We start from the raw sequence: 25373 nt of genomic DNA on the forward strand, positions 1-25373 counted from the left end.
CTTTGACGACCGCAGATTCCTGGGCCGCCGGAGTCAAGAGCAGCCGCCGCGTCGGGGTGCGCCCGACCGGCGCGCTGGCCGGCGCCCTGCTCGTCCTGGCGTCGCTCGCGTCGCTCGCCGTCGCCGGCTGGGGCGTCGAGGAGTTCAGCATCCTCTGGGGCGGGCTCGCCGTCGTGGCGCTCGCCGGCGTCGTCGTGCTGACCATGCGCGGCTTCCCGCTGTTCGCGATCCTGACCGTGGCCGCCGGCGCCGTCGTGTGGGGCGTCGCCACCCGCGCCTGGCTGCCCGACAGCTGGTTCGACGTCGTGGGCGTGCTGCGGTTCATCGGCATCAACCTGGCATTCGTCGTCCCGCTCGGCGGCACCTTCCTGTCCGCGCTCATGCTCGACGCCCGCCGCCTCGCCCGCGCCGCCATCGACGAGGCGGTCAGCGGCCGCCGCTGGTGGGGGGAGCCCGACGACCACCTGCCGCGCCTCAAGGAGCTGGAGGCGCTGCCGTCCGCCCGCTTCTTCGCGCTCGGCGAGGGCGGCTGCACCCACCTGGTGGTCGCCGGCCGCCGCGTGGCCCTGTTCCTGCCCACCGTCTGGCCCAACGGCGAGTTCTCGATGGACGCCTCCGGCCAGGTCCTGCGCGGCGGCCGCCTGTTCGTCCCGGGCTCCGAGGACATCGACGGTCTGGCCGCCGAGCTGCACACCTGGCGCCGCCAGCTGGGCAAGGTCGGCGCCGTCGTCCGCGGCTACCTGGTCATCGCCCCGTCCCGCGGCGAGGCGAGCGAGAAGCTGGTCATCTCGGTCGCCCCCGGCGAGCACCTGCAGCTCGTCCACTCCGGCGAGCTGGTCGAGGCCGTGGGCCGCTGGCTCTCCGCCGAGCCGTATCGGGTGGACATCCCGGTGATGGAGCGCCTCCTGGTCCTGGCCGCGGGCAACCAGCTCCCCGAGCCGTCCCCGCTGGCCCGCACGTTCGGCCGCGACGGCTCCACCGGCCAGCAGCCGCTGGTCGCCGTGGCCGACGCGGCGTTCGCCGCGGCCCTGGGCAAGGAGCCGGAGCCCCCGGGCACCCTCCGCGACCGCCTGCGCGCCCGCACGGCCCGCACGTCCGCGTCCGGTCCGGTGCCCTTCGACCCGGCCGCCCCGGCCACAGCTTCCGGCGACTTCGACGACGACGGCTCGGTCCGTGACCGCCTGGGCCTGAGCGACGGCTTCCGCTCGGAGTCCCGCTCGGCCGCCGCCCGCTCCGCCGATTCGAGCTCGCCGATCGAGTCCAGCTCGGAGACCTCCGCGGAGTCGTGGGAGGCCCGCTCGACCCGCGAGCTGGTGGGCTCCTGGGACTCCGACTCGGCGAGCCGGCTGGCCGCGTGGGCGGCCGACGACCCGCTGGCCCCCACGGACCCGGCGCCTCGCTCCCGCTTCTCGGACGACCCGCTGTTGTCCGGGGGCCCGGAGCCCGCCCACCGGTCCCGGTTCTCGGACGACTCGCCGTCGGGGGAGACGTCGCGCATCGGCCGCCGCCGCGCCCGCGACTCCTCGGACCCGACGCCCGACCTGCCGGCGACCCCGGAGAGCACGGACCGCTGGTCCCACCTCTCGCCGACCTCGGCGCCCCCGTCGTCGTCCCCACCCGCGGACCGCTGGGACGCCTCCCCGGGCGAGTATTCGGTGCCCGTCGTCCCCGACGAGCCCTCCCGCTGGTCGAGCGCGGTGGACGGCTTCCCGGTGACATACGAGACCGATGCCACATCACCGAGCTGGGAGCCCCGCTCCGAGTCCGCCGCGTCGAGCTGGGAGCCCCGCGCCGAGCCTTCCCCGCCTTCCTCGGTGAGTTGGGAGTCCGGCCTCGAATCGTCGCCGAGCTGGGAGCCGAGTGCGGGCAGCGCCTCGGGTTCGGAGTCCTCGACCGGCGCTCCGGCATCGAGCTGGGAGCCTTCGGTGAGCCGTTACGCTCGGCTTGATCCGGCGCCTCCGTCGGCTCCTGAGCCGTCGCGCCCGGACCCCTTGACCGAGGGCTCCACCTGGCGCCCACGGGCCGAGCCGACCTCGTCGACTGCCGGCTCGTCGACCGCCGGCCCGTCCACGGCTTCGAGTCAGACACCGCCCTGGCCCCTGCCGGACCCCGTCGGCGAGCCGTCCGGCTGGCGGTCGTCCTTCGATCCGACACCGGACGCCTCCCAGCCCGAGGACTTCTCGGATCGGGCGTCGGCGGACAGCCTGGCCGACTCGGTCACCCCGGCCGGTGGTTCGTTCCTGGACCGTTGGCGAAACCGCGACCGCACGTCCCAGGACCCGATCGACGCGTCCCGCCCGGCCTCGTCAGCCCCGGCCTCCTCGGCACCGGCCTCGTCAGCGCCCGTTTCCTCCGCGCCGGTTTCGTCCGCACCCGTCTCCCCCGCGCCGGTTTCGTCTGCGCCCGTTTCCTCAGCGCCCGTTTCCTCAGCGCCCGTATCGTCCGCGCCGGTGTCCTCTGTGCCGGTTTCTCCCGCTGGGCGGTCCGGTGGGCGGCCGGCGTTCACGGGGAGCCTGTTCGACGACACCGCGCCGGAGCTCGTGGCCAAGCCGCTCGAACTGCGGCGCTCCTGGGGCTCCGAACCCGATGCCCGCTCGACCCGACGGCGCGACGCCGGCCAGCCGCCGGTCGACCGTGGCCGGGGGCCGTTGTCGGGGCGCGGGCCGTATGACGAGCCGGCTCGTCCCGCCGAGCCCCCCCGTGCCGCCGAGCCGGCCCATCCCGCTGAGCCACCCCGGCCCGCTGAGCCACCCCGGCCCGCCGAGCCGTTCCGTCCCGCCGAGCCGTTCCGTCCCGCCGAGCCGTTCCGCCTGGCTGAGTCAGGCCGTCTCGCCGAGTCCGCCGAGTCGTTCCGTTCCGACGATCCGTTTGGTCGCTCCGAGTCGGGGCGGCGTGCTGAGTCGGTTCGGACCGGTGAGTCCCGCACCGGGGCGTTCTCCGCGGAGACGTCTGCCACGGACTCCGCCTTTGCCGGCGGCTCCGACCCTGGTCCGGGGGGCGGCGACGGGCCGGCCTGGTGGGAGAGCACGCCCGCCAAGAAGGCCGAGGAGCCTGCCCCGGAGAAGCGGTCGCGGTGGGGGCGGAAGAAGAGCGGGAACACCGAGGATCGCCCGGCGGCCGTCGACACCGGCCGTCCCGCGGCGGCCCAGGGGAGTGGCGGCGGTGACGACTGGGCGAGTGGGGCCACCACCGCCTGGGATCGGCGGGAAGCGCGGAACGCCGGCGACGAGTCCGGGTCGCGCTGGGGACGCGGCCGTGACACGGCGGCGCAGGAGGACAACCGGTCGAGCCTCGGGATCGGCCGCGATGCCGCGGCGCAGGAGGATGACCGGTCGGGCTTCGGGCGTGGCCGGGACGGCGCGGCGCGGGAGGATGACCGGTCGGGCTTCGGGCGTGGCCGGGACGGCGCGGCGCGGGAGGACGACCGGTCGGGCTTCGGGCGCGGGCGGGACACGGCGGCGCGGGAGGAGGAACGGTCGGGCTTCGGGTCTGGGCGGGATGCCTCCGGTGGGCGGCCGGCCTGGGCCACCGACCCCACGTCCGACTACGTGAGTGATCCCAGTGGGGAGTTCACCTCGGAGCGGGTGGCCGCGGCTCGGGCACAGCGGCAGGAGCGGGACGAGCGCGCCGACGGGGACCGGGCCGTCGTGCCTGAGCAGCGGCAGCGGCGGGCGGACTTCTCGCGGCTCGACGATGACGTCAAGCCGCTCGAGTTGAACCTTGACGAGGAGCCTCGGGGCACCGAGGGCCGCTCTCGGCGGTTCCTGCGGCGCAAGTAAGCGGCCCGCGCTCCGCGCAGGCCACGGCGCCGGGACGGAGCGAGGGCGGCCCCGAGAAGGCAGCTGTGCCCGGCAAGCGGGCTACCGCCGTCCGGGCACACGCCCAGCAGGTGGGCGCGCCTCAGCAGGTGGGCGCGCCTCCAGCAAACGGGCGCGGTCAGGAAACCGGGCAGCGGCCGGGCTGACACGGGCTAACAGCAGCATCCGAGCGTCGCTTGGAGCCGCGACCGCCGCCAGCCGCGACCGCCGCCAGCCGCGACCGCCGCCAGCCGCGACCGCCGCCAGCCGCGACCGCTGCCGGCCCCGACCGCTGCACGCCGCGACCGGTGCCAGGCGTGGGCTACTTCCAGCCGGGCATCGGGTAGCTCTTCAGGAGGTCGCGGACCTCGCCGGCGATGGTGTCCAGGGACTGCTCGTCGTCCTTGATGGCGGCGTCCACCGCGCGGGAGATCCACTCGGCCACCTGGGGCATCTCGGCCTCGGTCAGGCCGCGCGTGGTCAGGGCGGGGGTGCCCAGGCGGACGCCGCTCGGGTCGAAGGGCTTGCGGGTGTCGTACGGGACCGTGTTGTAGTTCGTTTCGATGCCCGCGCGGTCCAGCGCCCGCGCCGCCGGCTTGCCGCCGATGTTCTTGGTCGTCAGGTCCAGCAGGATCAGGTGGTTGTCGGTGCCGCCCGAGACCAGGTCGAAGCCGCGGTCGGTCAGGGCCGCCGCCAGGGCCTTGGCGTTGGCCACGATCTGGTGGGCGTACGCGCTGAAGGACGGGGTCGACGCCTCGGCCAACGCCACCGCGATGCCCGCCGTGGTGTGGTTGTGGGGGCCGCCCTGCAGGCCCGGGAAGACCGCCTTGTCCAGGGCCTTCGCGTGCTGCTCGTCGGACATGAGCATCGCGCCGCGAGGGCCGCGCAGCGTCTTGTGGGTCGTCGTCGAGATGATCTCCGCGTGGCCCACCGGGGAGGGGTGGGCGCCGCCGGCGATCAGGCCGGCGATGTGGGCGATGTCGGCCACCAGGACGGCGCCGACCTCGCGGGCGATCTCGGCGAAGCGCGGGAAGTCGATCGTGCGGGGGATGGCGGTACCGCCGGAGAAAATGATCTTCGGGCGTTCGCGCAGGGCGATGTCGCGGACCTCGTCGAAGTCGATGCGACCGTCCGACTGGCGGACCGTGTACCGCACGGGGCGGAACCAGGCGCCCGTGGCCGACACCGACCAGCCGTGGGTCAGGTGGCCGCCCATCGGCAGCGCCATGCCCATGACGGTGTCGCCCGGCTTGGCCAGCGCCATGTACACGGCGAGGTTGGCGGGTGAGCCCGAGTACGGCTGGACGTTGGCGTGGTCGACGCCGAACAGGGCGCGAGCGCGGGCGACCGCCAGCTCCTCGATCGGGTCGATGAAGCGCTGGCCCTCGTAGTACCGCTTGCCGGCGTAGCCCTCGGAGTACTTGTTCGTGAGGACGGTGCCGGTCGCCTCGAGGACGGCCTGGGAGACGTAGTTCTCCGAGGCGATCATCCGCAGGGTGTCGTGCTGCCGCCCGGCCTCACCCTCGATGAGGGCGGCCAGCTCGGGATCGGCCTGGGTGAGGGCATTGAGCGCGGGAACGTGCATGGGCCACCTCCTGGCATACGCCGATCGAGGCACCCAGGCGCGCGGTGCCAGCGATGCTAGGAAGCTCCCCGGTGGTCGGTTCCACCTTGAAATGCGCCAGTCGCAATACCGAGGACCATCTTAGTGACCTCCGGCGTGGACGCGCGAACCCTTCCGCGTCGGGGTGGTCACACCGGCGTCAGGAGCCGCCCGAACTGACCAGACGAAGGGTCCGGGACACGGTGCGGTCCCGGACCCACGATCGTCAAGACCCGTCACGGCACCTTGCGGTAGGCGCCATCGCTGGCCGAGGTGGCCATCGACGCGTACGCGCGCAGGGCCGCGGACACCGGGCGGTCGCGGTCGGCCGGGGTGTACGGCCGCTCGCGCTTGTCCTGCGCGACCCGGCGGGCCTGCAGCTCCTCGTCGGACACCCGCAGCTCGATCGAGCGGTTGGGGATGTCGATGTCGATGATGTCCCCCTCCTCGACGAGGGCGATCAGCCCGCCCCCGGCGGCCTCGGGCGAGATGTGGCCGATGGAGAGTCCAGAGGTACCGCCGGAGAAGCGCCCGTCGGTGATCAGCGCACACGCCCGGCCCAGGCCCCGGCCCTTGAGGAACGAGGTCGGGTACAGCATCTCCTGCATGCCGGGGCCGCCGCGCGGCCCCTCGTAGCGGATCACGACGACGTCGCCGGCGGTCACCACCTTGCCGAGGATGCCGTCGACGGCCGCGTCCTGCGACTCGAAGACGCGGGCCGGACCGCTGAACGTGAGGTTCTCGGCCGGCACGCCGGCGGTCTTGACCACGCAGCCGTCCGGCGCGATGTTGCCGAACAGGATCGCGAGGCCGCCGTCGGCCGTGTAGGCGTGATCGACCGAGCGGATGCAGCCCTCGGCGCCGTCGGTGTCGAGGGAGTTCCACCGGTTCGTCGTCGAGAACGGCTCGGTGGTGCGCACCCCGCCCGGAGCGGCGTGGAACAGCTCGATCGCGGCGTCCGAGGCATTGCCGCCCCGGATGTCCCATTCCGCCAGCCACGCGTCGAGCGTCGGGGTGTGGACGCTGGACACGTCGCGGTTGAGCAGGCCGCCCCGGTCGAGCTCGCCCATGATGGCGGGGATGCCGCCCGCCCGGTGGACGTCTTCCATGTGGTACTTCTGGGTGTTCGGCGCCACCTTGGCCAGACACGGCACGCGGCGCGAGATGCCGTCGATGTCCGCGACGGAGAAGTCCACCTCGGCCTCGCGGGCGGCGGCGAGCAGGTGCAGGACGGTGTTGGTCGAGCCGCCCATCGCGACGTCGAGCGCGACCGCGTTCTCGAACGCCGCGCGGGACGCGATCGCGCGGGGGAGCACCCCGGCGTCGTCCTGCTCGTAGTAGCGCTTGCAGAGGTCGACGATCAGGGTCCCGGCCCGCTCGAAGAGCGCGCGGCGCGCGGCGTGGGTGGCCAGCGCGGAGCCGTTGCCGGGCAGGGCGAGGCCGATGGCCTCGGTGAGGCAGTTCATCGAGTTGGCGGTGAACATGCCGGAGCAGGAGCCGCACGTCGGGCAGGCGGAGCGCTCGATCTGGCCGAGCTGCTCGTCCGTGACGGCTTCGTTGGCCGACGCGATCATGGCGTCGATGAGGTCGAGTTTCGCGTCCTTCTCGTGGACCACGCCCTCGATCGCGATCGTCTTGCCGGCCTCCATGGGGCCGCCGGAGACGAACACGGTGGGGATGTTGAGGCGGAGCGCGGCGAGCAGCATGCCGGGCGTGATCTTGTCGCAGTTGGAGATGCACACGAGGGCATCGGCGCAGTGGGCCTGCACCATGTACTCGACGGCGTCGGCGATGAGCTCGCGGCTGGGCAGCGAGTAGAGCATCCCGCCGTGGCCCATCGCGATGCCGTCGTCGACGGCGATGGTGTTGAACTCCTTGGCGACCCCACCCGCCTCGGCGACCGTCTCAGCGACGATCATCCCGAGATTGCGCAGGTGGACATGGCCCGGCACGAACTGCGTGAAACTGTTGGCGATGGCGACGATCGGCTTGCCGAAGTCGTCGTCGGTCATGCCGGTGGCGCGCCAGAGGGCGCGGGCACCGGCCATGTTGCGACCAGAAGTGGAGGTCCTAGACCGCAGCTCGGGCATACCTGTCAGCATGCCACGGTCCGGATCGTGGGATCGGTTGACTCAGGCCGTGAGATGGGGCAGCATGACGAGCATGTCGTCGAGGTCGCTCCGAGTACTTATCATCTAGCGCGCCGACGCCTGCCGTCAGCGCGCTAGCCCCTCGTGCATCGCACGTGGGGTTTTTTCATGTCCGGGGCCGATAACCAAGACACCTTCGAGCGAAAGTGCGAACTGCGATGACGAGACCCACGCCTGAAGTCCTCGCCCACCGAGCACATCCGACGCCACCGGCTTCCCCGTCCGGTGCCCAGACGCCCGCCACCGGGGCCGCCGAGAAGGCCGCCAAGCCGGTAGCCCGTCCGGCGGAGGAGCTGCTCACCGGCGCCCAGATCCTTGTGCGCTCGCTCGAACAGCTCGGCGCGGACGTGGTCTTCGGCATCCCGGGCGGTGCGATCCTTCCGGCGTACGACCCGCTGTTCGACTCGGAGGCCGTCCGCCACATCCTGGTCCGGCACGAGCAGGGCGCCGGCCACGCGGCGACCGGCTACGCGCAGGCGACCGGCAAGGTCGGCGTCTGCATGGCGACCTCCGGCCCGGGCGCGACCAACCTGGTCACCCCGATCGCCGACGCCTACATGGACTCGGTCGCCATGGTCGCGATCACCGGGCAGGTCGCCTCGGGTTCGATCGGGACGGACGCCTTCCAGGAGGCGGACATCGCCGGCATCACGCTGCCGATCACGAAGCACAACTACCTGGTGAAGTCGGGCGAGGAGCTGCCCCGCGTCCTGATGGAGGCCTTCCACCTGGCCTCCACCGGCCGGCCGGGCCCGGTCCTCGTCGACATCCCCAAGGACGTGCTGCAGAAGAAGGCGACGTTCAAGTGGCCGCCGACGATGGAGCTGCCGGGGTACCACCCGACGATGCACCCGCACGGGAAGCAGATCCGCGAGGCGGCGCGGTTGATCGTCAACGCCAAGCGGCCGGTTCTCTACGTCGGCGGCGGCGTCATCAAGGCCGGCGCCTCGGAGGTGCTGCGGAAGCTGGCCGAGCTGACCGGCGCCCCCGTGGTCACCACGCTGATGGCGCGCGGCGCGTTCCCCGACTCGCACCCGCAGCACCTGGGCATGCCGGGCATGCACGGCTCGGTCGGCGCCGTCTACGCGCTGCAGAAGTCGGACCTGCTCATCGCCCTGGGTGCGCGGTTCGACGACCGGGTCACCGGCGAGCTGTCCACGTTCGCGCCGAACGCGCAGGTCATCCACGCCGACATCGACCCGGCGGAGATCGGCAAGAACCGGACCGCCGACGTGCCGATCGTCGGCGACGCCAAGCATGTCATCGAGGAGCTGATCGCGGCCGTCTCGGCGGAGAACAACGCCGGGCACAAGCCGAGCCTGACCGACTGGTGGGCGACCCTCGACGACATCCGCCAGCGCTACCCGCTGGGCTACGAGGAGCCGGCCGACGGGACGCTCTCCCCGCAGTACGTGATCGAACGCATCGGCGCGATCGTCGGACCGGACGCGATCTACACCGCCGGCGTCGGGCAGCACCAGATGTGGGCCGCCCAGTTCGTGAAGTACGAGCACCCGGCCACCTGGCTGAACTCGGGCGGTCTCGGGACCATGGGCTACGCGGTCCCGGCCGCGATGGGCGCCAAGGTCGGCATGCCGGACACGGTCGTGTGGGCGATCGACGGCGACGGCTGCTTCCAGATGACCAATCAGGAGCTGGCCACCTGCGCGCTGGAGGGCATCCCGATCAAGGTCGCCGTCATCAACAACGGTAACCTGGGCATGGTCCGGCAGTGGCAGACGCTGTTCTACGACGAGCGGTACTCCAACACCGAGCTCGGCACCCACAAGCACCGGATCCCCGACTTCGTGAAGCTGGCCGACGCGCTCGGCTGCGTCGGCCTGCGCTGCGAGAACAAGCAGGACGTCGACGCCACGATCGAGGCCGCGATGCGGGTGACCGACCAGCCGGTCGTCATCGACTTCGTGGTCGGCAAGGATGCCATGGTGTGGCCGATGGTCGCCGCCGGCACGAGCAACGACGAGATCATGTTCGCGCGCGGCGTCGCGCCCACGTTCGACAAGGACGACGTCTGATGACCAAGCACACCCTTTCGGTTCTCGTGGAGAACAAGCCGGGCATACTGGCCCGGGTCGCCGGGTTGTTCGCCCGGCGTGGCTTCAACATCGACTCCCTGGCCGTCGGCGAGACCGAGCACCCCGAGGTCTCCCGGATGACGATCGTGGTCAACGCGGAAGACTCCCCGCTGGAGCAGGTCACCAAGCAGCTCAACAAGCTGGTGCAGGTCCTGAAGATCGTCGAGCTCGACACCAACGCGAGCGTGCAGCGCGAGCTGCTGCTGGTGAAGGTGCGCGCGGAGCGACCGGTGCGCTCGCAGGTCATGGAGACCGTGCAGCTGTTCCGCGCCCGCGTGGTCGACGTCTCCCCGGACGCGCTCACGATCGAGGCCACGGGAACGTCGGAAAAGCTGGACGCGCTGCTTCGTGACCTGGAGCCGTTCGGTATCAAGGAAATGGTCCAGTCCGGCGTCGTGGCCATCGGCCGCGGCTCCCGCTCCATCACGACCGGTCCGGCGCTGCGCGCCGCATCCTGAAGCGAAAACCATTGAAAGGACAAGCAATGCCCGCCGAGGTGTACTACGACGACGACGCCGACCTGTCGTTGATCCAGGGCCGTAAGGTCGCGGTGCTCGGCTACGGCAGCCAGGGCCACGCCCACGCGCTGTCGCTGCGCGACTCCGGCGTCGACGTCCGCGTCGGCCTGCCCGAGGGGTCGAAGAGCCGCGCGAAGGCCGAGGAGCAGGGGCTGCGCGTGCTGACGCCGGCCGAGGCCTCCGCCGAGGCGGACGTGATCATGATCCTGGCGCCGGACACCGCCCAGCGGTCGCTCTACGCCGAGTCGGTCGCCCCGCACCTGACCGCCGGCAAGGCGCTCTTCTTCGGCCACGGACTGAACATCCGGTACGGCTTCATCACCCCGCCGGCGGACGTCGACGTGGCGATGGTCGCGCCGAAGGGCCCGGGCCACCTGGTCCGCCGTCAGTTCGTCGACGGCAAGGGCGTGCCCTGCCTGGTCGCCGTCGAGCAGGACGCCAGCGGCAACGCGTTCGCCCTCGCGCTCGCCTACGCGGCGGGCATCGGCGGCACGCGCGCCGGCGCGATCAGGACCACGTTCAAGGAGGAGACCGAGACCGACCTGTTCGGCGAGCAGGCGGTGCTCTGCGGCGGCGCCTCGGCGCTGGTGCAGACCGGCTTCGAGGTGCTCACCGAGGCGGGCTACGCCCCCGAGGTCGCGTACTTCGAGTGCCTCCACGAGCTGAAGCTGATCGTCGACCTCATGTACGAGGGCGGCATCGCCCGCATGCGGTACAGCGTCTCCGACACCGCCGAGTACGGCGACTACACCCGCGGCCCGCGCGTCGTCGACGCCCGGACCAAGGAGGAGATGAAGCGCATCCTCGCCGAGATCCAGTCGGGCGAGTTCGCCCGCGAGTGGATCGCCGAGGACGACGCCGGCCGTCCGAACTTCACGAAGTACCGCGAGCAGGGTGCCAACCACCCGATCGAGGAGACCGGCAAGAAGCTGCGCTCGATGATGAGCTGGGTCGACCGGCCCATCACCGAGACGGCCTGAGTTTTCCGGCCGAGGCCCCCGCGGTGTCGCCGCGGGGGCCTTGACTCTCCAGCGGCTGGAGACTCCAAGCTCGTAGGCATGACAACGAACCTGACGCCGGACGAGCAGCGCGAGGTCTTCGGGGACTTCGACCCGGGCCAGTACGCCGACGAGGCCGAGCAGCGGTGGGGCCAGACCGAGGCCTACCAGGAGTCGGCGCGGCGGACCGCGCAGTACACGAAGCAGGACTGGGAGCGGATCAAGGCCGAGGCGGCGGCGAACACCGCAGGCTTCGCCGCCGCGTTCACGGGCGGCGTCCCGGCCGACAGCGAGCAGGCCCGCGCGTTGGCCGAGGAGCACCGGCAGCACATCGGCCGGTGGTTCTACGACTGCCCCTACGAGGTCCAGCGCGGCCTGGGTGACATGTACGTGGCGGACCCGCGGTTCACCGCCAACTACGACACCGACCACCCGGGTCTCGCGCAGTACATCCGGGACGCGATCCACGCCAACGCGGACCGCGCCTAGCAACTCCGACGGGCACGGCCCCGGACGTGGGGGGAGTCCACGTCCGGGGCCGTCGCCATGTGCGGATGGGGTGGTGTCGATGCCCGGAGACGCGGCCCGGATCGGGTGTGCGACCGCGGTACCCGTCCGAGTGCTGTGACGGCGGTCACGTCCGCGCGGGGGCGAGCCGGTTGGTCCGCCGGGCCTACGATCGCCCGAAGAGGCCGTCCGCCCGGCCCCGTCGCCGTTCTTCCCCCCGCGTGGCGTGCAGTGCCGCGCTCCACGCGCCGACGCCAGCCGCTCAGCAGAGAGTCGAGGACCGCGCATGACCCTCCCTCCTGACCGCCCGGTGGTGCTCATCGCCGAGGAGCTCGCCCCCGCCGCCCTGGAAGTGCTCGCCGACGACTACGAGGTCAGTCACATCGACGGCACCGACCGACCCGCGCTCCTGAAGGCCCTGGCCGACGCCAGCGCCGTGATCGTCCGCAGTGCCACCCAGATCGACGCCGAGGCGGTCGCCGCCGCGCCGCGGCTGAAGGTCGTCGCCCGCGCCGGCGTCGGCCTGGACAACGTCGACGTGCCGGCCGCCACCGCCCGTGGCGTCATGGTCGTCAATGCCCCGACGTCCAACATCGTCTCCGCCGCCGAGCAGGCCGTCGCGCTGCTGCTCGCCGTGGCCCGCAACACCGCCGCGGCCTCGTCCGCGCTCAAGGCCGGCGAGTGGAAGCGCTCGAAGTACACCGGCGTCGAACTCTCGGGGAAGACCGTCGGGGTCGTCGGGCTCGGCCGCATCGGCGTCCTGTTCGCCCAGCGCATGGCCGCGTTCGGGGTGCGGCTGGTCGCCTACGACCCCTACCTCCAGCCCGCGCGGGCCGCCTCGCTGGGCGTGCGCCTGCTCGGGCTCGACGAGCTGCTGCGCGAGAGCGACTTCATCTCGATCCACCTGCCGAAGACGCCGGAGACCGTCGGAATCATCGGCGCACGCGAGCTGACGCTGGTCAAGCCCGGCGTGCGGATCATCAACGCGGCCCGCGGCGGCCTGGTGGACGAGCAGGCGCTCGCGGACGCGCTGGCCGACGGCCGGGTGGCCGGGGCCGGCATCGACGTCTTCGCGAAGGAGCCGTGCGTCGCCTCGCCGCTGTTCGCGTTCGACAACGTGGTGGCGACCCCGCACCTGGGGGCCTCCACGGTCGAGGCGCAGGACAAGGCGGGGCTGGCCGTCGCGCGCAGCGTGAAACTGGCCCTCGACGGCGAGTTCGTCCCCGATGCCGTGAATGTCCAGGTCGGTGGCGTGGTGGCCGAAGAGGTACGTCCACTGCTCCCGCTGGCGGAGAAGCTGGGCCGGGTGTTCACCGCGGTCGCCGGCGGGATCGCCTCGTCGGTCACCGTGGAGGTGCACGGCGAGGTGGCCAACAACGATGTGTCGGTGCTCCGGCTGGCGGCCACAAAGGGCCTGTTCAGCAGCGTTGTCGCCGACCAGGTCACCTATGTGAACGCTCCGCATCTGGCCGCCGACCGGGGCGTCGAGGTGGCCCTCGCGCTGTTCACCGAGTCGACCGATCACACAAACCTGGTGACCGTGCGCGGAGCGCTGCCGGACGGCCGGGTAGCCTCGGTATCCGGCACCTACGTCGCCGGCCCGCGCGAGGCGCTGAAGCTGACCGAGATCGACGGCTTCAGCCTGGAGCTCGCGGCCGAAGGCGTGTTGTTGTTCTTCCGCTATGCGGACCGGCCCGGCGTGGTCGGGACGGTCGGGTCGATCCTCGGCAAGGCGGGCGTCAACATCGCGGCGATGCAGGTGGCCCGGCGCGAGGCCGGCGGGGAGGCGCTCATGACGCTGACCGTCGACAACGCGGTGGAGGCAGACCTGCTCAACGACGCGGCGGCGTCCATCGGCGCGACAGCGGCGAGCACGGTCGACCTTTCGGGCGAATAGTCGTTCCTCTCACGAGGGCGGGGAGCGTGGCGGCGCTCCCCGCCCTCTCATCTTTCGGGACAACCGTCCAATCCGTAGGACAAGCGCGTACCGTAAGCGGGTCCGAGGAAAGGGGCGAGTGGTGGCGAAGATCGCGGTCGTGGCCGGCGACGGTATCGGAACCGAGGTGGTGGCGCAGGCGCTGAAGGTGCTGCGCGTCGTGCTTCCGGGCGTCGAGACCAACGACTACGACCTCGGCGCGGCCCGCTACAACCGCACCGGCGAGGTGCTGCCCGACAGCGTCCGCGACGAGTTGCGCGGCCACGACGCCATCCTCCTGGGCGCGGTCGGCGACCCGAGCGTCCCGCCGGGTGTGCTGGAGCGCGGGCTGCTGCTGAAGCTGCGCTTCGACTTCGACCAGTACGTGAACCTGCGCCCGTCCCGGCTCTGGCCCGGCACGACCAGCCCGCTGGCCGGCCTGAAGCCCGGCGAGATCGACCTCGTCGTGGTCCGCGAGGGCACCGAGGGCCTCTACGTCGGCGCGGGCGGCAACCTGCACCCGGGCACCGCCGCCGAGGTCGCGACCGAGGAGAGCCTCAACACCCGGCACGGCGTCGAGCGGGTCATCCGCGACGCCTTCGCCCGCGCGCAGAAGCGCGAGCGGCGCAAGGTCACGCTGGTGCACAAGACCAACGTCCTGACCCACGCCGGCGGCCTGTGGGCCCGCACGTTCAACGCGGTGAAGGCCGAGTTCCCGGACATCGAGACCGAGTATCAGCACGTGGACGCGGCGGCGATGTTCCTGGTGACCAACCCGCAGCGCTACGACGTGGTCGTCACGGACAACCTCTTCGGCGACATCCTCACCGACATCGCCGCCGCGGTCACCGGCGGCATCGGGCTCGCCGCCAGCGGTTCGATCAACCCGGAGCGCGCCTTCCCGTCCATGTTCGAGCCGGTCCACGGCTCGGCGCCGGACATCGCCGGCAAGGGCGTGGCCGACCCGGCGGCCGCCGTGCTCTCCACGGCGCTGCTGCTCGACCACCTCGGCCACCCCGAGGCCGCCGCGCGAGTATCCGAGGCGGTCGGCGCCGAGGTCGCCGCGCGGACGCCCGGTTCCGCGCTGTCGACCGACGCGGTCGGTGACCGCCTGGCCGCCGCGGTGGCGTAACACGCTCGCCGTTGCGCGCGCTGGCTGCGATTGAACGTCCGTTCGGGTAAGTTGCAGGCACGGCGCGTGGGCTCTCGCGTGCCGACATCTGTTGGAGGTACGCATGAGCGGTGGTGAAACTCTCGACTTCGAGATCCGACCGAACCCGGCGCCGGTAGCCGCCGCGGAGCGATCCGCGCTGCTGGCCAACCCGGGCTTCGGACGGATCTTCACCGACCACATGGTCACCATCCGCTATGCGGACGGGAAGGGCTGGTATGACGCCCGCGTCGAGGCCCGCGCTCCGATCCCGATGGACCCGGCCACCGCGGTCCTGCACTACGCGCAGGAGATCTTCGAGGGGCTGAAGGCCTACCGGTCGGCGGACGGCGGCGTGACCATGTTCCGCCCCGACGCCAACGCCGCCCGCTTCCGCGCCTCGGCGCAGCGGATGGCCATGGCGCCGGTGCCGGAGCGGCTGTTCCTCGACGCGCTCGACGCGCTCATCCGCACCGACCGCGACTGGGTCCCCGACGACCCGGAGGGCAGCCTCTACCTGCGGCCGTTCCAGTACGCGAGCGAGGTCTTCCTCGGCGTCAAGCCGTCGTCGGAGTACCTCTTCGTGATCATCGCGTCGCCGGTCGGCAGCTACTTCAAGGGTGGCGTCCAGCCGGTCAACGTCTGGGTCTCCCGCGACTACAGCCGCGCCGCCAACGGCGGCACCGGCGCCGCGAAGTGCGGCGGCAACTACGCCGCCAGCCTGGTGGCGCAGGCGGAGGCGATCGAGCACGGCTGCGACCAGGTCGTGTTCCTGGACGCCTCCGAGCAGCGTTACGTCGAGGAACTCGGCGGCATGAACGTCTTCTACGTGTTCGACGACGGCTCGCTCACCACCCCGCCGCTCACCGGCACGATCCTGCCGGGCATCACGCGCGAGTCGGTGATCCGCCTGGCTCGCGACCGCGGCCTGACGGTGCGGGAGGAGCTCTACTCGTACGAGCAGTGGCAGGCCGACGCCCGCAGCGGCCGGCTCCGCGAGGCGTTCGCCTGCGGCACGGCGGCCGTGATCACTCCGATCGGCACGGTCCGCGACCGCGACGGCGAGTTCACGGTGGCCGACGGCAAGGCGGGCGAGGTGACGATGTCGCTGCGCGACACGCTGGTGGGCATTCAGCGCGGTGTGACCGCGGACCCGCACGGGTGGGTCCACCGGGTTCTGTAACGTTCGTCACGAAGAGGGCGCCCCCGGAGCGGAGGCGCCCTTTTCCGCGCCCGGTCCGCCGCGGGCGCTTCATGATCGTTGGCGAGATTCGGCTGTCATGGCGACCAGAAGTCGCCACCGATCATGGGTCCGCGGCCCCGAAACCACGCAGACGCGTGCCGCGGTCCAGCCCGCGGACCGGTGGGTGTCAGGCGGACCAGCGGCCCAGGTTCGACGAGCGGCCCAGGCCCGGGCGGGACGTTCGCGGCGACGGCCGGTCGTAGGCCAGCTGCAGCGCCTCCTCCGCGAGCTGCGCATCCGGGCACGGCCAGAACGCGCGGCACTCGCAGAAGTTGTCCGGGCGCGGGCGGTGGGCCTGGTGCAGCGCCCGGGCGACGCGCCACAGCAGCGGATCGGCGCAGCCCAGCGGCGGTTCGAGTGGCGGCTCGCCGGACTCGGCCGGAGTGTCGTCCATCATTGTGCCCCCAGGGGTCGGTGCCACCGCTCTGACCGACAACCGTATCCGGCCGCCGGACCACGACGCAGACACGCTGTGCGCAAGTTGCACGCAAGAGGTGGAGAGACCCCGGATATGCGTACGGGTGCCGGAGCCGCCACTCCGACACCCGTACAAAAGAGGAAAGCTCCTTAGTCGAGAGCCGCCTCTGTTTCGAGGGTTACCGCCACCGAGTGGATCACTGCGGCGACGCGCAACACCTCGTCGATCACTTCGCGGGACACCCCTGCACCACGAAGTGATCTTTCGTGCGATTCCAGGCACACCCCGCACCCGGTGATCGCGGATACTGCTACGGACCACAGCTCGGTGTCCACCATGGGGACGCCCGGCGTGGAGGTCACCTGGCGGCGCAGGCGCGCCGGCAGGTGCTGGTAGGCCTCGTCACCGATGAGGTGCTTGGCCCGGAAGTAGACGTTGTGGATCGCCATCCGCGACGCGACGGCCTTGGCGGCCTCGGCGGTCTCGGGCTTCACTTGCAGAGCGGCCCAGCGGATCGTCGGAGCGCTGCGGGTCGTCATCGCGCATGCGAGCGCGGCGCCCCACAGCTGCTGCTCGGTCAGGAGGTCGCCGTCGAGGACGGAGCGGAGGTTCAGCTCGAGGTCGCGCGCGTAGGGCGGCAGAGCCGGAACGGACATCGAACGAGCACCTCCTCACCAACCGTGATCGGAACCCCGCGAGCGGGACTGACAACAACCTTGCCCGGCCCTCGTTACAGCTACGTGACGAACAGGGTGAATCGTGAAGCAGATCACCTCCGATCTCAGAATCCGGAATCACCTGTCACGGGTGGCACGTGCGTGGCAAGCTACCCAACGTGACTCGGCTCATTATTGGCCCCTAGCGCGCCCAGCAACCATCCGCTGGACGCGCAGACCTCTCGCATTCGCGAGGGGTCTTTTTGTTGGCCCAGGTAAAGCCGACCCAAGACTTCCGCCAGGACGCCGGTCAGAGGAGACGACCATGCAGGTGTACGACACGACGCTGCGCGATGGGGCTCAGCGTGAGGCGATCAGCTACTCGGTGGTCGACAAGCTGGCCGTCGCCCGGCTGCTGGACGAGTTCGGCGTCGGGTTCATCGAGGGCGGGTGGCCGGGGGCCATGCCGAAGGACACCGAGTTCTTCCGCAGGGCGCGCACCGAGCTCGACCTCAAGCACGCCGTCTTCGTCGCGTTCGGCTCGACGCGCAAGGCCGGCGTCCGGGTGCAGGACGACCCGCAGGTCCGCGCCCTGCTGGAGGCCGAGACGCCCGCCGTGACCCTGGTCGCCAAGTCCGACCTGCGCCACGTCGAGCGGGCGCTGCGCACCACCGCCGAGGAGAACCTGGCGATGGTCCGCGACACGGTGGCGTACTTCGTGTCCGAGGGCCGCCGCGTCTTCCTCGACTGCGAGCACTTCTTCGACGGCTACCGCTTCGACCCCGACTACACCGCCGGCGTCGCTGCGGCCGCCCTCGAGGCCGGCGCCGAGGCCGCCGTGATGTGCGACACCAACGGCGGGATGCTGCCGTCGCTGATCACCCGCACGGTCGGCGAGGTCCGCGAGCGGCTCGCGGTGGCGCTCGGCGTCACGCCCGAGGAGGCCGTCGCCCGGCTCGGCATCCACTGCCAGAACGACACGTCCTGCGCCGTCGCCAACACCGTCGCCGCCGTCGAGGCCGGCGTGCCGCACTTCCAGTGCACCGCCAACGGCTACGGCGAGCGCCCGGGCAACGCCGACCTCTTCGCCGTGGTCGGCAACCTGCAGCTCAAGCTCGGCATGCCGGTCCTACCGGACGGCTGCATCGAGCAGATGGTGCGCGTCTCGCACTCCATCGCCGAGATCGCCAACATCGCACCCGACACCCACCAGGCCTACGTCGGGTCGTCAGCGTTCGCTCACAAGGCGGGCCTGCACGCGAGCGCGATCAAAGTGGATCCCGTGCTGTACAACCACATCGACCCCGTCGTCGTGGGCAACGACATGCGGATCCTGGTCACCGAGATGGCCGGCCGGGCCAGCATCGAGCTCAAGGCTCGCGAGCTCGGCGTCGACCTGGCCGGCCATCCGGAGGCGCTGACCCGGGTCACCAACCGGGTCAAGGAGCTGGAGGCCCGCGGCTGGTCGTTCGAGGCCGCCGACGCCTCGTTCGAGCTGCTCGCCCGGGCCGAGCTCGCCGAGGGCGCGCTGCCCCGGCCGTTCGCGCTCGAGTCGTACCGCGTGATCGTCGAGCACCGCGAGGACGGCGCGGTCGTCTCCGAGGCCACCGTGAAGGTCCGCGTGCGCGGCGAGCGCGTCATCGCCACCGCCGAGGGCAACGGCCCGGTCAACGCCCTCGACGAGGCGCTGCGGGTCGCGCTGGCCAGGCACTACCCCGAGCTGGCCCGCTTCGAGCTGGCCGACTACAAGGTCCGCATCCTGGAGGGCAGCCACGGCACCGGCGCCATCACGCGGGTGCTGGTCGAGACCCGGTCGACCGGGGAGGACTGGACGACCGTCGGCGTCCACGAGAACGTGGTGGAGGCCAGCTGGCAGGCGCTCGTCGACGCGCTCAGCTACGGCATAGCGCACCAGGTGCGGGTCTGAGCAGAACGAAGGGCCGCCCCGAACCCGGGGCGGCCCGTCAACGCCCGGCTACGGGCACTTGTTCTGTTTGTAGGCCGCCAACGACGCCCCGTCCGGCTCGAACCGCCACGCCCCGTTCTGGTAGCGCACCGTGCTCGTGCCGGTCTGCGCCGTGGTCGAGCCGGTCGGGGTGTGCGACCACTTGATGGTGGCCGTCGAGTCGTCGACCGGCGTCACCCCGGTCACCATATACTCGCCCTGCTGCGCCGTGCACGTCGCGACCAGGTCGATATAAGCATCCTTGCCGATCGCCGTCTTGGCGGCGTCGGTCCAGAGGTCGTAGGCGCCCGCCCAGTCGCCATCGCTGAGGTTGTCGAACAACTGCTCGGCGGTGACCTGGGCGGAGGCGGCGTCCTGGGGTTGCGCCGTCACCTCAACCGTCGGACGGTCGCTCGCCGACTCGTCGCTCGCGCCGTCCGACTTGTCCGAGCCGCATGCCGCGACGCCCAGCACAAGCGGGATGACGAAGGCGACCGCGAGGCCGCGGAAGGTTCGTGTCACCCATCTGCTCCAACGTGGTCCATGTCCGGGCGCTCCGCCCGATCCGTACGTGAAGGTACTCCCGGCCAACGAACCGCGTATAGGCGGAGGTACGCCGAAGTGATCTCTTCGGTCCGATTTCGGCCCGATCGGCGGGTTGGTCCTAGGCTTTCGGCAGCACGAGTTCCGCGTAAACGGCCTTGTGGTCGCTGCCGGCGACCTGGTGCACCGACACCTTGCGCACGCCGACCCGCTTGTCCGCCACCACGTGGTCGAGCTGGACGCCCGGGATGAACCAGCGGTCGTCGTACGGCCACGAGCCGACACATCCGGCGCCCACCACGTCGGCGGCGTCGCGATACCCCTTGGCGAGCACCTCGCGGAAGGCCTCATGGTCGATCGTCGCGTTGAAGTCGCCCAGGAGGATGTTGACCGTGGGGCCCTCGGGGGTGGCGGCCGGCTGCGCCGCGAGGTTGGCGACCCAGCACTCGTCGCGGGCCGAGCTCGGCGCCGGCGCGCACGGGTGGACCGACTCGACGTGCAGTTCCTTGGCCCCGGGGACGTTCACGCGGGCCTGCGCCTGCCCGAAGTCGACGTCGAACTGGCGATACCCCTGGTTGGTCAGCCCGAACCGGCTGTAGATCGCCGAGCCGGCCACGCCGGGCTTCGAGAACGACACCGCGTTGGGCAGCAGCCCCGACATGCCGGCGTCGATCAACGCGTCCTCGCCCTCCGGCGTGAACTCCTGGAACGCCACCAGGTCGACCTTGTGCTCCCGGATCAGGTGCACGATCCGGACCGGGTCGGCCCGGCCCATGAGCATGTTGACGGTCATGACCCGCAGCGACGGCCCGTCCTCGGTGCCGGGGTCGCTGTCGGCGATCATGCGTGGCAGCACGCAGGCGGCCAGCGCGATCGTGGCGACCGCGACGACCACGGCCGGCCAGATGCGCTTGGTGAGGATCGCGATGGCCAGCGGGACGAGCGACGCGACCGCGACATACGGGGTGAACGCGATCAGCTGGACCGTGGGAAAGCCGCTCTCGAGGCCCAGCAGGCGGGCGGCCGTCCAGATCACGAACGGCACGACCATCAGCCACAGCAGGACCGTCAGCCACCGATGCCGGCGCCGGGGGGCCGTCGGGGGAGCGAGCGGCAGCGTTTCCTCCGTGCTGACCATCCCGTCAGGGTAGACGCCCGCCGCCACAGCTCCTACCTTCAGGCGACGTCTGCCGCCACGGCCACCGCGCTCGGCTCGGCTCGCCGCTGTCGCTTGGACGCCTTTCCAACGATTCCACGGGACCGACACATTAGGCTCGGCAGCCGTGCACCCGGTGATCGCTCGGTTCGGTCCGGTGGCGATCCTGACCCACGACGTGTTCGTGGCCCTCGGCATCGGGGTCGCCGCCCTGGTCTTCCTGTGGGAGGTCCGCCGGCGGCAGGCGCAGGACGAGCGGCTCTGGTACGTGCTGGCCGGCGCGCTCGCCGGCGGCGCCCTGTTCGCCCGGCTCGGCACGTGGGCGCAGCACCTCGACCCGCGGGACAACGCGTCGCTGCTCGAACAGTGGGCGTACGGCAACCGCAGCATCCTCTCCGGGCTCGTCGGCACCTACGTGGGCGCGCTGGTGGCGAAGCGGATCGCCGGATACCCGCACAAGACCGGCGACCTCTTCGCGCCCGCCGTCGCCCTCGGCATGGCGGTGGGGCGCCTGGGCTGCTTCTTCGCCGAGCCGCCGGGCACCCCCACCGGCCTGCCCTGGGGCGTCACGCTCGACGCCGAGCAGGCCGCCGCGATGCATGTTCCCCCAGGTGTACCGCTGCATCCGTCGTTCGCCTACGAGATCGTCTTCCACGTCGCCGCGTTCGTCGCGCTGCTCGCGCTGCGCAAACGGATCACCACGCCGGGCCGCCTGTTCACGCTGTACCTCGCCGGATACGCCGCGTTCCGGTTCGGCGTCGAGTTCGTGCGCGGCAACGAGGTCGTCTGGGCGGGCCTGACCCGCTCGCAACTGTTCCTGCTGGCCTGCCTGCCGCTGCTCGCGGCCCGGCTGGCCTGGCGCTCCCATCGCGCGGAAGGTGTGACCACATGAGCGACTGGACCGTCCCGCCGCCACCGCCGCCGCCCGGCCCCGAGCGGCCGATCCGCGGCAGGAAGGTGTTCGCCGGCATCGGCCTGGCCGCGCTCGGTCAGGTGCTGGTCATCGGGCTCGGCGTGCTGCTCACGTTCCTGTTCGCGATGTCCGACAAGAGCGAGAACGCCCTGTTCGGCATCTACGCCGAGATCCTGCTGCAGATTCTGCTCTTCCTCGCCTGCCTGATCGTCGGCATCATCTGGATCGCGCAGAAGGACCGGGGGATCGGGCTCGGCATCATCATCGGATGGGCGGTCAGCGTGCTGGTCTTCCCGATCGCCGGGATCGGGGTCTGCATCGCCATCGTCAACAGCCAGACGGGAACGACATGAGCACCGACACGGGCATGCCGCTGCGCGGGGACCGCATCCACCGGTACGTCAACGCCTTCTGCCCGAACTGCCACGACGAGCGGCCGGACCGTCCACTCGAGACGGTCCAGCGGCTGTCGGGCTGGCTGGCCGAGCGCGACGGGCGGATCTGGCTCGAGCGCGGCTGCCCGGCGCACGGGCTCGTCCGCACGCTGTACGACGAGGAGCCGGAGATCCTGCGGTACCTCGAGCAGTGGACCGCGCCGACGAAGACGCACGTGCCCGACCTGGCCGGCAACTTCGCGCCCGTCCCGTCGGCGTACCTCGACGGCCTGCCGGAGATGCAGACCCAGCACACCTGCATCCTGCTGGCCGACCTGACCGACAGCTGCAACCTGAAGTGCCCGACCTGCTTCACGGACTCCTCGCCCGCGATCGAAGGTGTGGTACCGCTGGCGGACGTGCTGGCGAGCGTCGACACCAAGCTGTCCCGGGAGAACGGCCGCATCGACGTGCTGATGCTCTCCGGCGGGGAGCCCACGCTGTACCCCCACCTCCCCGAACTCCTGCACGAGGTCTCGAGGCGCAACGTCGTGCGGGTCCTGGTCAACTCCAACGGGGTGCGGATCGCGCGCGACGACGCGCTGCTCGACCTGCTCACCGAGCACCGGGAGCGGGTGGAGGTCTACCTGCAGTACGACGGCGTGACCGAGCGTGCGTCGCGCCACCACCGGGGCGCCGACCTGCGGCGGCTGAAGGAGCAGGCGATCGACCGGCTCTCCGCCCGGGGCATCTTCACCACGCTCACCATGACGTGCGCGCTTGGCGTCAACGACGACGAGATCGGCGCGGTGGTGAAGCGGGCGCTGGACACGCCGTACGTCGGCGGGGTCTCGCTGCAGCCGCAGTTCGGCTCGGGTCGTTCGGGTCCGATCGACCCGGTCGACCGGCTGACCCACACCGGGGTGCTGGCCCGGCTCGGCCCGCAGACCGGCGACCTGGTCACCTGGCGCGACCTGACGGCGCTGCCGTGCTCGCACCCGCACTGCTGCTCGGTGGGGTACCTCCTGCGCGACGACGCCGGCCAGTGGCAGTCGATGACCGAGCTCATCGGCCACGACCGGCTGCTGTCGTTCCTCGACCTGGCGCCGGAGCTGGTGGCCAACCGGATCGCCGACGTCCAGCTGCCGGCCGCGCTGCGCGCCGCGGTCAAGGACTCGCTGCTGGGGCTGCTGTCGGAGCAGTCGTCGCTGTCCCACCCCGACGTCGGCCGCCTGTGGCGGGACATCTGCGAGAACTGCGACCTCGGCATCTCGACGCTGACCACGCTCGTGTCCTCGTCGATGCCGGGCGGGCGGAACCGGCTGCGCAAGATGCTCGGCGAGCGCGTCAAGCGCATCACGGTGAAGCCGTTCATGGACATGCACACGATGATCGAGGAGCGGCTCCTGCAGTGCTGCGTGCACGTGGCCACGCGCAATGCCGCCGGGCAGGATCAGTGCGCGCCCTTCTGTGCGGTACAGGCGTGGCCCCTGCTGTCGATCCAGCGCCTCCCGCGCCGTGGCTGACCCGCAGCCGTACGACCCGCTGCGCCTGTGCGTCTACGCGACGATCGCGGCGCTGGCCTGGCTCCTCGGGCCGCTCGCGGTGCTGGGGTTCGCGGTGCTGGGCTTCGCCGGGTATCTGCGGGCCCGCCGGCAGGGCCTGACCCGCTCCAAGTGCGTGCTGCGCGACACCCGCCTGGTGCTGACGTATCTCGCGGCCCTGGCCGTGGCCGGCCTGGCGGGCGTGGGCTGGCACGTCTACGGTTGGCTGGCGTGAGCGACCTACCGCCCCCGTTGCAACGAGGCAGCGACCGGCCGGCACAGCTCCCCGGCTGGCTGCGCCGCACCGAGGCCGAGCAGCGCTGGCCGGCCGCGCTGGCCATCGCCGCGGCGATCGCCATCCACATGGTCCTCCCGCCGGACCTGGCCCCGCGACCGCGCTGGCTGCTGCCGGGCCTGGAGTCGCTGCTCCTGCTGACCGTGGTGGCCGTGAACCCGCTGCGCATCAACCGCGAGACCCGCGTGCTGCGCCCGCTGAGCATCGGCCTGGTGGCGGTCCTGACCCTGGTGACGGCCTGGTCGGTAGCGCTGCTGGTGCGGGCCCTGTTCCGCCACGGCGGCCCGCCGCCGGAGCACCTGCTCCTGTGGGGCGGCGCGATCTGGCTGACGAACGTCATCGTCTTCGCCCTGTGGTTCTGGGAGGGCGACCGCGGCGGCCCGGGAGCGCGCGCCGACGGCAGCGCACCGCACCCGGACTTCGTGTTCACCCAGATGCAGGTCCCGGACCTGGCGAGCCGCGACTGGGAGCCGACGTTCGTGGACTACCTGTACCTGTCGTTCACGAACGCGACCGCCTTCAGCCCGACGGACACCCTGCCGATGTCCACGTGGGCCAAGCTGCTGATGCTGAGCGAGTCGCTGCTCTCGTTGGTGACGGTCCTCCTGGTGGTGGCGCGGGCGGTCAACGTCATCGGCGCCTGACCGCCCATGATCGATGGCGAGTTCTGGTTGTGATGGCAGCCAGAACTCGCCATCATGAGCCGGCGTCATGAGCCGGCCGCCGTCAGCCCTTCACGCCGGACTGGGCCACGCCGCGCACGAAGAAGCGTTGGAACACGATGAAGACGATCGCCACCGGGATGATCGTCAGGATCGATCCCGCCATCATCACCGGGTAGTCGTACGACTGGCCGCCCGCGCCGCCGCGGCCGAGCGTCGACAGGCCGAACGGCAGCGTCCAGTGGTCCGGGCTGGCCCGCACGACGATCAAGGGCATCAGGAACTCGTTCCAGACGCCCTGGAACGAGAGGATCGTCAGCGTCAGCAGCGCCGGGCGGGCCAACGGCAGCACCACGTGCCAGTAGGCCTGGAAGATCGACGCGCCGTCGATGCGGGCCGCCTCCTCCAGTTCCCGCGGCAGTTCGGCGAAGAACTGCCGCATCAGGAAGATGCCCATCGCGTCCACGGCCAAGGGCAGGATCAGGCCCGTGTACGAGTTGAGGAGGCTCATCTCCTTCAGCACCAGGAAGCGCGGAACGGTCAGGACGATCGGCGGCACCGCCAGGACCGAGACGACGCCCGCGAACACCAGGTTCCGGCCGCGCCAGTTCAGGCGGGCCAGCGAGTAGCCCGCCAGCGAGTCCAGGAACACGCGGCCCAGCGTCGCCAGCACCGTCACGAGGATCGAGTTGAACGTCCACAGCGGGAAGTCGCTGTGCAGCAGCACGTCGGCCCAGGCGCGGGTGTCGAACGACTGCGGCCACGGGATCACCGGGTCGGACGCCACCTCGGGGCGGGACTTGAAGGAGGTGGCGAACGACAGGATGAACGGGTAGATGAAGATCACGGCGAAGAAGATGAGGATGCCGTACCGCACCGCGCGCCGCATG

At 71.4% G+C, this 25373-nt stretch carries 21 protein-coding genes and 1 riboswitch; of the genes, 14 read left to right on the forward strand and 7 right to left on the reverse strand.

Annotation, left to right across the window (positions count from 1 at the left end; translation table 11 throughout):
- The first annotated feature begins 2 nt into the window (after positions 1–2).
- Positions 3–3779, forward strand: a complete 3777-nt coding sequence (locus IEZ31_RS10385) for a hypothetical protein (protein ID WP_190249565.1) — start codon at positions 3–5, stop codon at positions 3777–3779.
- Positions 3780–4119: 340 nt separating this feature from the next.
- Here the strand turns inward: IEZ31_RS10385 and glyA are convergent, their stop codons facing one another.
- Both glyA and ilvD read right to left on the reverse strand, forming a co-directional pair.
- Positions 4120–5382 carry a serine hydroxymethyltransferase gene (gene glyA, locus IEZ31_RS10390; RefSeq protein ID WP_190249566.1) on the reverse strand — a complete coding sequence of 421 codons (1263 nt, stop codon included), beginning with the start codon at positions 5380–5382 and terminating at the stop codon, positions 4120–4122.
- A gap of 24 nt (positions 5383–5406) precedes the next feature.
- Positions 5407–5496: riboswitch (ZMP/ZTP riboswitch) on the reverse strand.
- A gap of 140 nt (positions 5497–5636) precedes the next feature.
- A complete protein-coding gene (gene ilvD / locus IEZ31_RS10395; protein ID WP_190249567.1) occupies positions 5637–7490 on the reverse strand; it encodes a dihydroxy-acid dehydratase in 1854 nt (617 codons plus the stop codon).
- Between the two features lie 218 nt (positions 7491–7708).
- Between ilvD and IEZ31_RS10400 the strand changes: the two genes are divergently transcribed.
- From IEZ31_RS10400 to IEZ31_RS10430, 7 genes are all read left to right on the forward strand, one after another.
- Entirely contained in the window at positions 7709–9586 is a 1878-nt protein-coding gene (locus IEZ31_RS10400; protein ID WP_190249568.1) for an acetolactate synthase large subunit, read from the forward strand.
- Positions 9586–10104 (forward strand): acetolactate synthase small subunit, encoded by a 519-nt coding sequence (gene ilvN, locus IEZ31_RS10405; protein WP_190249569.1) that lies wholly within the window; start codon positions 9586–9588, stop codon positions 10102–10104. The genes IEZ31_RS10400 and ilvN overlap by 1 nt, the downstream gene beginning before the upstream one ends.
- 26 nt (positions 10105–10130) lie before the next feature.
- Positions 10131–11144, forward strand: a complete 1014-nt coding sequence (gene ilvC, locus IEZ31_RS10410; protein ID WP_190249570.1) for a ketol-acid reductoisomerase — start codon at positions 10131–10133, stop codon at positions 11142–11144.
- Positions 11145–11222: 78 nt separating this feature from the next.
- On the forward strand, positions 11223–11651 hold the full coding sequence (locus IEZ31_RS10415; protein ID WP_190249571.1) for a TipAS antibiotic-recognition domain-containing protein: 429 nt from the start codon (positions 11223–11225) through the stop codon (positions 11649–11651).
- A 304-nt stretch (positions 11652–11955) separates the two neighbouring features.
- Positions 11956–13566 (forward strand): phosphoglycerate dehydrogenase, encoded by a 1611-nt coding sequence (serA, locus tag IEZ31_RS10420; RefSeq protein ID WP_190249572.1) that lies wholly within the window; start codon positions 11956–11958, stop codon positions 13564–13566.
- A gap of 121 nt (positions 13567–13687) precedes the next feature.
- Entirely contained in the window at positions 13688–14716 is a 1029-nt protein-coding gene (locus IEZ31_RS10425; protein WP_190249573.1) for a 3-isopropylmalate dehydrogenase, read from the forward strand.
- Positions 14717–14819: 103 nt separating this feature from the next.
- A complete protein-coding gene (locus IEZ31_RS10430; protein ID WP_190249574.1) occupies positions 14820–15917 on the forward strand; it encodes a branched-chain amino acid aminotransferase in 1098 nt (365 codons plus the stop codon).
- A 187-nt stretch (positions 15918–16104) separates the two neighbouring features.
- Here the strand turns inward: IEZ31_RS10430 and IEZ31_RS10435 are convergent, their stop codons facing one another.
- Both IEZ31_RS10435 and IEZ31_RS10440 read right to left on the reverse strand, forming a co-directional pair.
- Positions 16105–16374 carry a hypothetical protein gene (locus IEZ31_RS10435; protein WP_190249575.1) on the reverse strand — a complete coding sequence of 90 codons (270 nt, stop codon included), beginning with the start codon at positions 16372–16374 and terminating at the stop codon, positions 16105–16107.
- 170 nt (positions 16375–16544) lie between these two features.
- Positions 16545–17051, reverse strand: coding sequence for a carboxymuconolactone decarboxylase family protein (locus IEZ31_RS10440; protein WP_190249576.1), 507 nt, complete (start codon positions 17049–17051; stop codon positions 16545–16547).
- 325 nt (positions 17052–17376) lie between these two features.
- Between IEZ31_RS10440 and cimA the strand changes: the two genes are divergently transcribed.
- A complete protein-coding gene (gene cimA / locus IEZ31_RS10445) occupies positions 17377–18978 on the forward strand; it encodes a citramalate synthase (RefSeq protein WP_190249577.1) in 1602 nt (533 codons plus the stop codon).
- A 48-nt stretch (positions 18979–19026) separates the two neighbouring features.
- On the opposite strand, the gene IEZ31_RS10450 is transcribed toward cimA, so the two are convergent.
- Together IEZ31_RS10450 and IEZ31_RS10455 are read right to left on the reverse strand one after the other, a co-directional pair.
- Entirely contained in the window at positions 19027–19518 is a 492-nt protein-coding gene (locus IEZ31_RS10450; RefSeq protein WP_190249578.1) for a nuclear transport factor 2 family protein, read from the reverse strand.
- A 142-nt stretch (positions 19519–19660) separates the two neighbouring features.
- Positions 19661–20677, reverse strand: a complete 1017-nt coding sequence (locus IEZ31_RS10455; RefSeq protein WP_190249579.1) for an endonuclease/exonuclease/phosphatase family protein — start codon at positions 20675–20677, stop codon at positions 19661–19663.
- Positions 20678–20831: 154 nt separating this feature from the next.
- Between IEZ31_RS10455 and IEZ31_RS10460 the strand changes: the two genes are divergently transcribed.
- The 5 genes from IEZ31_RS10460 to IEZ31_RS10480 are packed head-to-tail and all read left to right on the forward strand — an operon-like array spanning position 20832 to position 24465.
- Positions 20832–21587 carry a prolipoprotein diacylglyceryl transferase gene (locus IEZ31_RS10460; RefSeq protein WP_190249580.1) on the forward strand — a complete coding sequence of 252 codons (756 nt, stop codon included), beginning with the start codon at positions 20832–20834 and terminating at the stop codon, positions 21585–21587.
- Positions 21584–21961 carry a hypothetical protein gene (locus IEZ31_RS10465; protein ID WP_190249581.1) on the forward strand — a complete coding sequence of 126 codons (378 nt, stop codon included), beginning with the start codon at positions 21584–21586 and terminating at the stop codon, positions 21959–21961. Before IEZ31_RS10460 ends, IEZ31_RS10465 begins: the two co-directional genes overlap by 4 nt.
- Positions 21958–23508, forward strand: coding sequence for a radical SAM protein (locus IEZ31_RS10470; protein WP_229834638.1), 1551 nt, complete (start codon positions 21958–21960; stop codon positions 23506–23508). The genes IEZ31_RS10465 and IEZ31_RS10470 overlap by 4 nt, the downstream gene beginning before the upstream one ends.
- Positions 23501–23761 (forward strand): hypothetical protein, encoded by a 261-nt coding sequence (locus IEZ31_RS10475; RefSeq protein ID WP_190249582.1) that lies wholly within the window; start codon positions 23501–23503, stop codon positions 23759–23761. The genes IEZ31_RS10470 and IEZ31_RS10475 overlap by 8 nt, the downstream gene beginning before the upstream one ends.
- Entirely contained in the window at positions 23758–24465 is a 708-nt protein-coding gene (locus IEZ31_RS10480; protein WP_229834641.1) for a DUF1345 domain-containing protein, read from the forward strand. Before IEZ31_RS10475 ends, IEZ31_RS10480 begins: the two co-directional genes overlap by 4 nt.
- Before the next feature lie 82 nt (positions 24466–24547).
- Here IEZ31_RS10480 and IEZ31_RS10485 read toward each other — a convergent pair whose 3' ends face one another.
- Positions 24548–25372, reverse strand: a complete 825-nt coding sequence (locus tag IEZ31_RS10485) for a carbohydrate ABC transporter permease (protein ID WP_190249583.1) — start codon at positions 25370–25372, stop codon at positions 24548–24550.
- Position 25373: the final 1 nt, after the last annotated feature.

The sequence above is a fragment of the Dactylosporangium sucinum genome (genome assembly GCF_014647515.1).
GTDB lineage: Bacteria > Actinomycetota > Actinomycetes > Mycobacteriales > Micromonosporaceae > Dactylosporangium > Dactylosporangium sucinum.

Bases quoted from the DNA above. Each gene is read 5' to 3' on its own strand.
- IEZ31_RS10430 (WP_190249574.1), top strand. From the start codon at position 14,820: ATGAGCGGTGGTGAAACTCTCGACTTCGAGATCCGACCGAACCCGGCG.
- IEZ31_RS10415 (WP_190249571.1), top strand. From the start codon at position 11,223: ATGACAACGAACCTGACGCCGGACGAGCAGCGCGAGGTCTTCGGGGAC.
- ilvD (WP_190249567.1), bottom strand. From the start codon at position 7,490: ATGCCCGAGCTGCGGTCTAGGACCTCCACTTCTGGTCGCAACATGGCC.
- cimA (WP_190249577.1), top strand. From the start codon at position 17,377: ATGCAGGTGTACGACACGACGCTGCGCGATGGGGCTCAGCGTGAGGCG.
- IEZ31_RS10455 (WP_190249579.1), bottom strand. From the start codon at position 20,677: ATGGTCAGCACGGAGGAAACGCTGCCGCTCGCTCCCCCGACGGCCCCC.
- ilvN (WP_190249569.1), top strand. From the start codon at position 9,586: ATGACCAAGCACACCCTTTCGGTTCTCGTGGAGAACAAGCCGGGCATA.
- IEZ31_RS10435 (WP_190249575.1), bottom strand. From the start codon at position 16,374: ATGATGGACGACACTCCGGCCGAGTCCGGCGAGCCGCCACTCGAACCG.
- IEZ31_RS10440 (WP_190249576.1), bottom strand. From the start codon at position 17,051: ATGTCCGTTCCGGCTCTGCCGCCCTACGCGCGCGACCTCGAGCTGAAC.
- IEZ31_RS10485 (WP_190249583.1), bottom strand. From the start codon at position 25,372: ATGCGGCGCGCGGTGCGGTACGGCATCCTCATCTTCTTCGCCGTGATC.
- IEZ31_RS10400 (WP_190249568.1), top strand. From the start codon at position 7,709: ATGACGAGACCCACGCCTGAAGTCCTCGCCCACCGAGCACATCCGACG.
- ilvC (WP_190249570.1), top strand. From the start codon at position 10,131: ATGCCCGCCGAGGTGTACTACGACGACGACGCCGACCTGTCGTTGATC.
- serA (WP_190249572.1), top strand. From the start codon at position 11,956: ATGACCCTCCCTCCTGACCGCCCGGTGGTGCTCATCGCCGAGGAGCTC.
- glyA (WP_190249566.1), bottom strand. From the start codon at position 5,382: ATGCACGTTCCCGCGCTCAATGCCCTCACCCAGGCCGATCCCGAGCTG.
- IEZ31_RS10470 (WP_229834638.1), top strand. From the start codon at position 21,958: ATGAGCACCGACACGGGCATGCCGCTGCGCGGGGACCGCATCCACCGG.
- IEZ31_RS10465 (WP_190249581.1), top strand. From the start codon at position 21,584: ATGAGCGACTGGACCGTCCCGCCGCCACCGCCGCCGCCCGGCCCCGAG.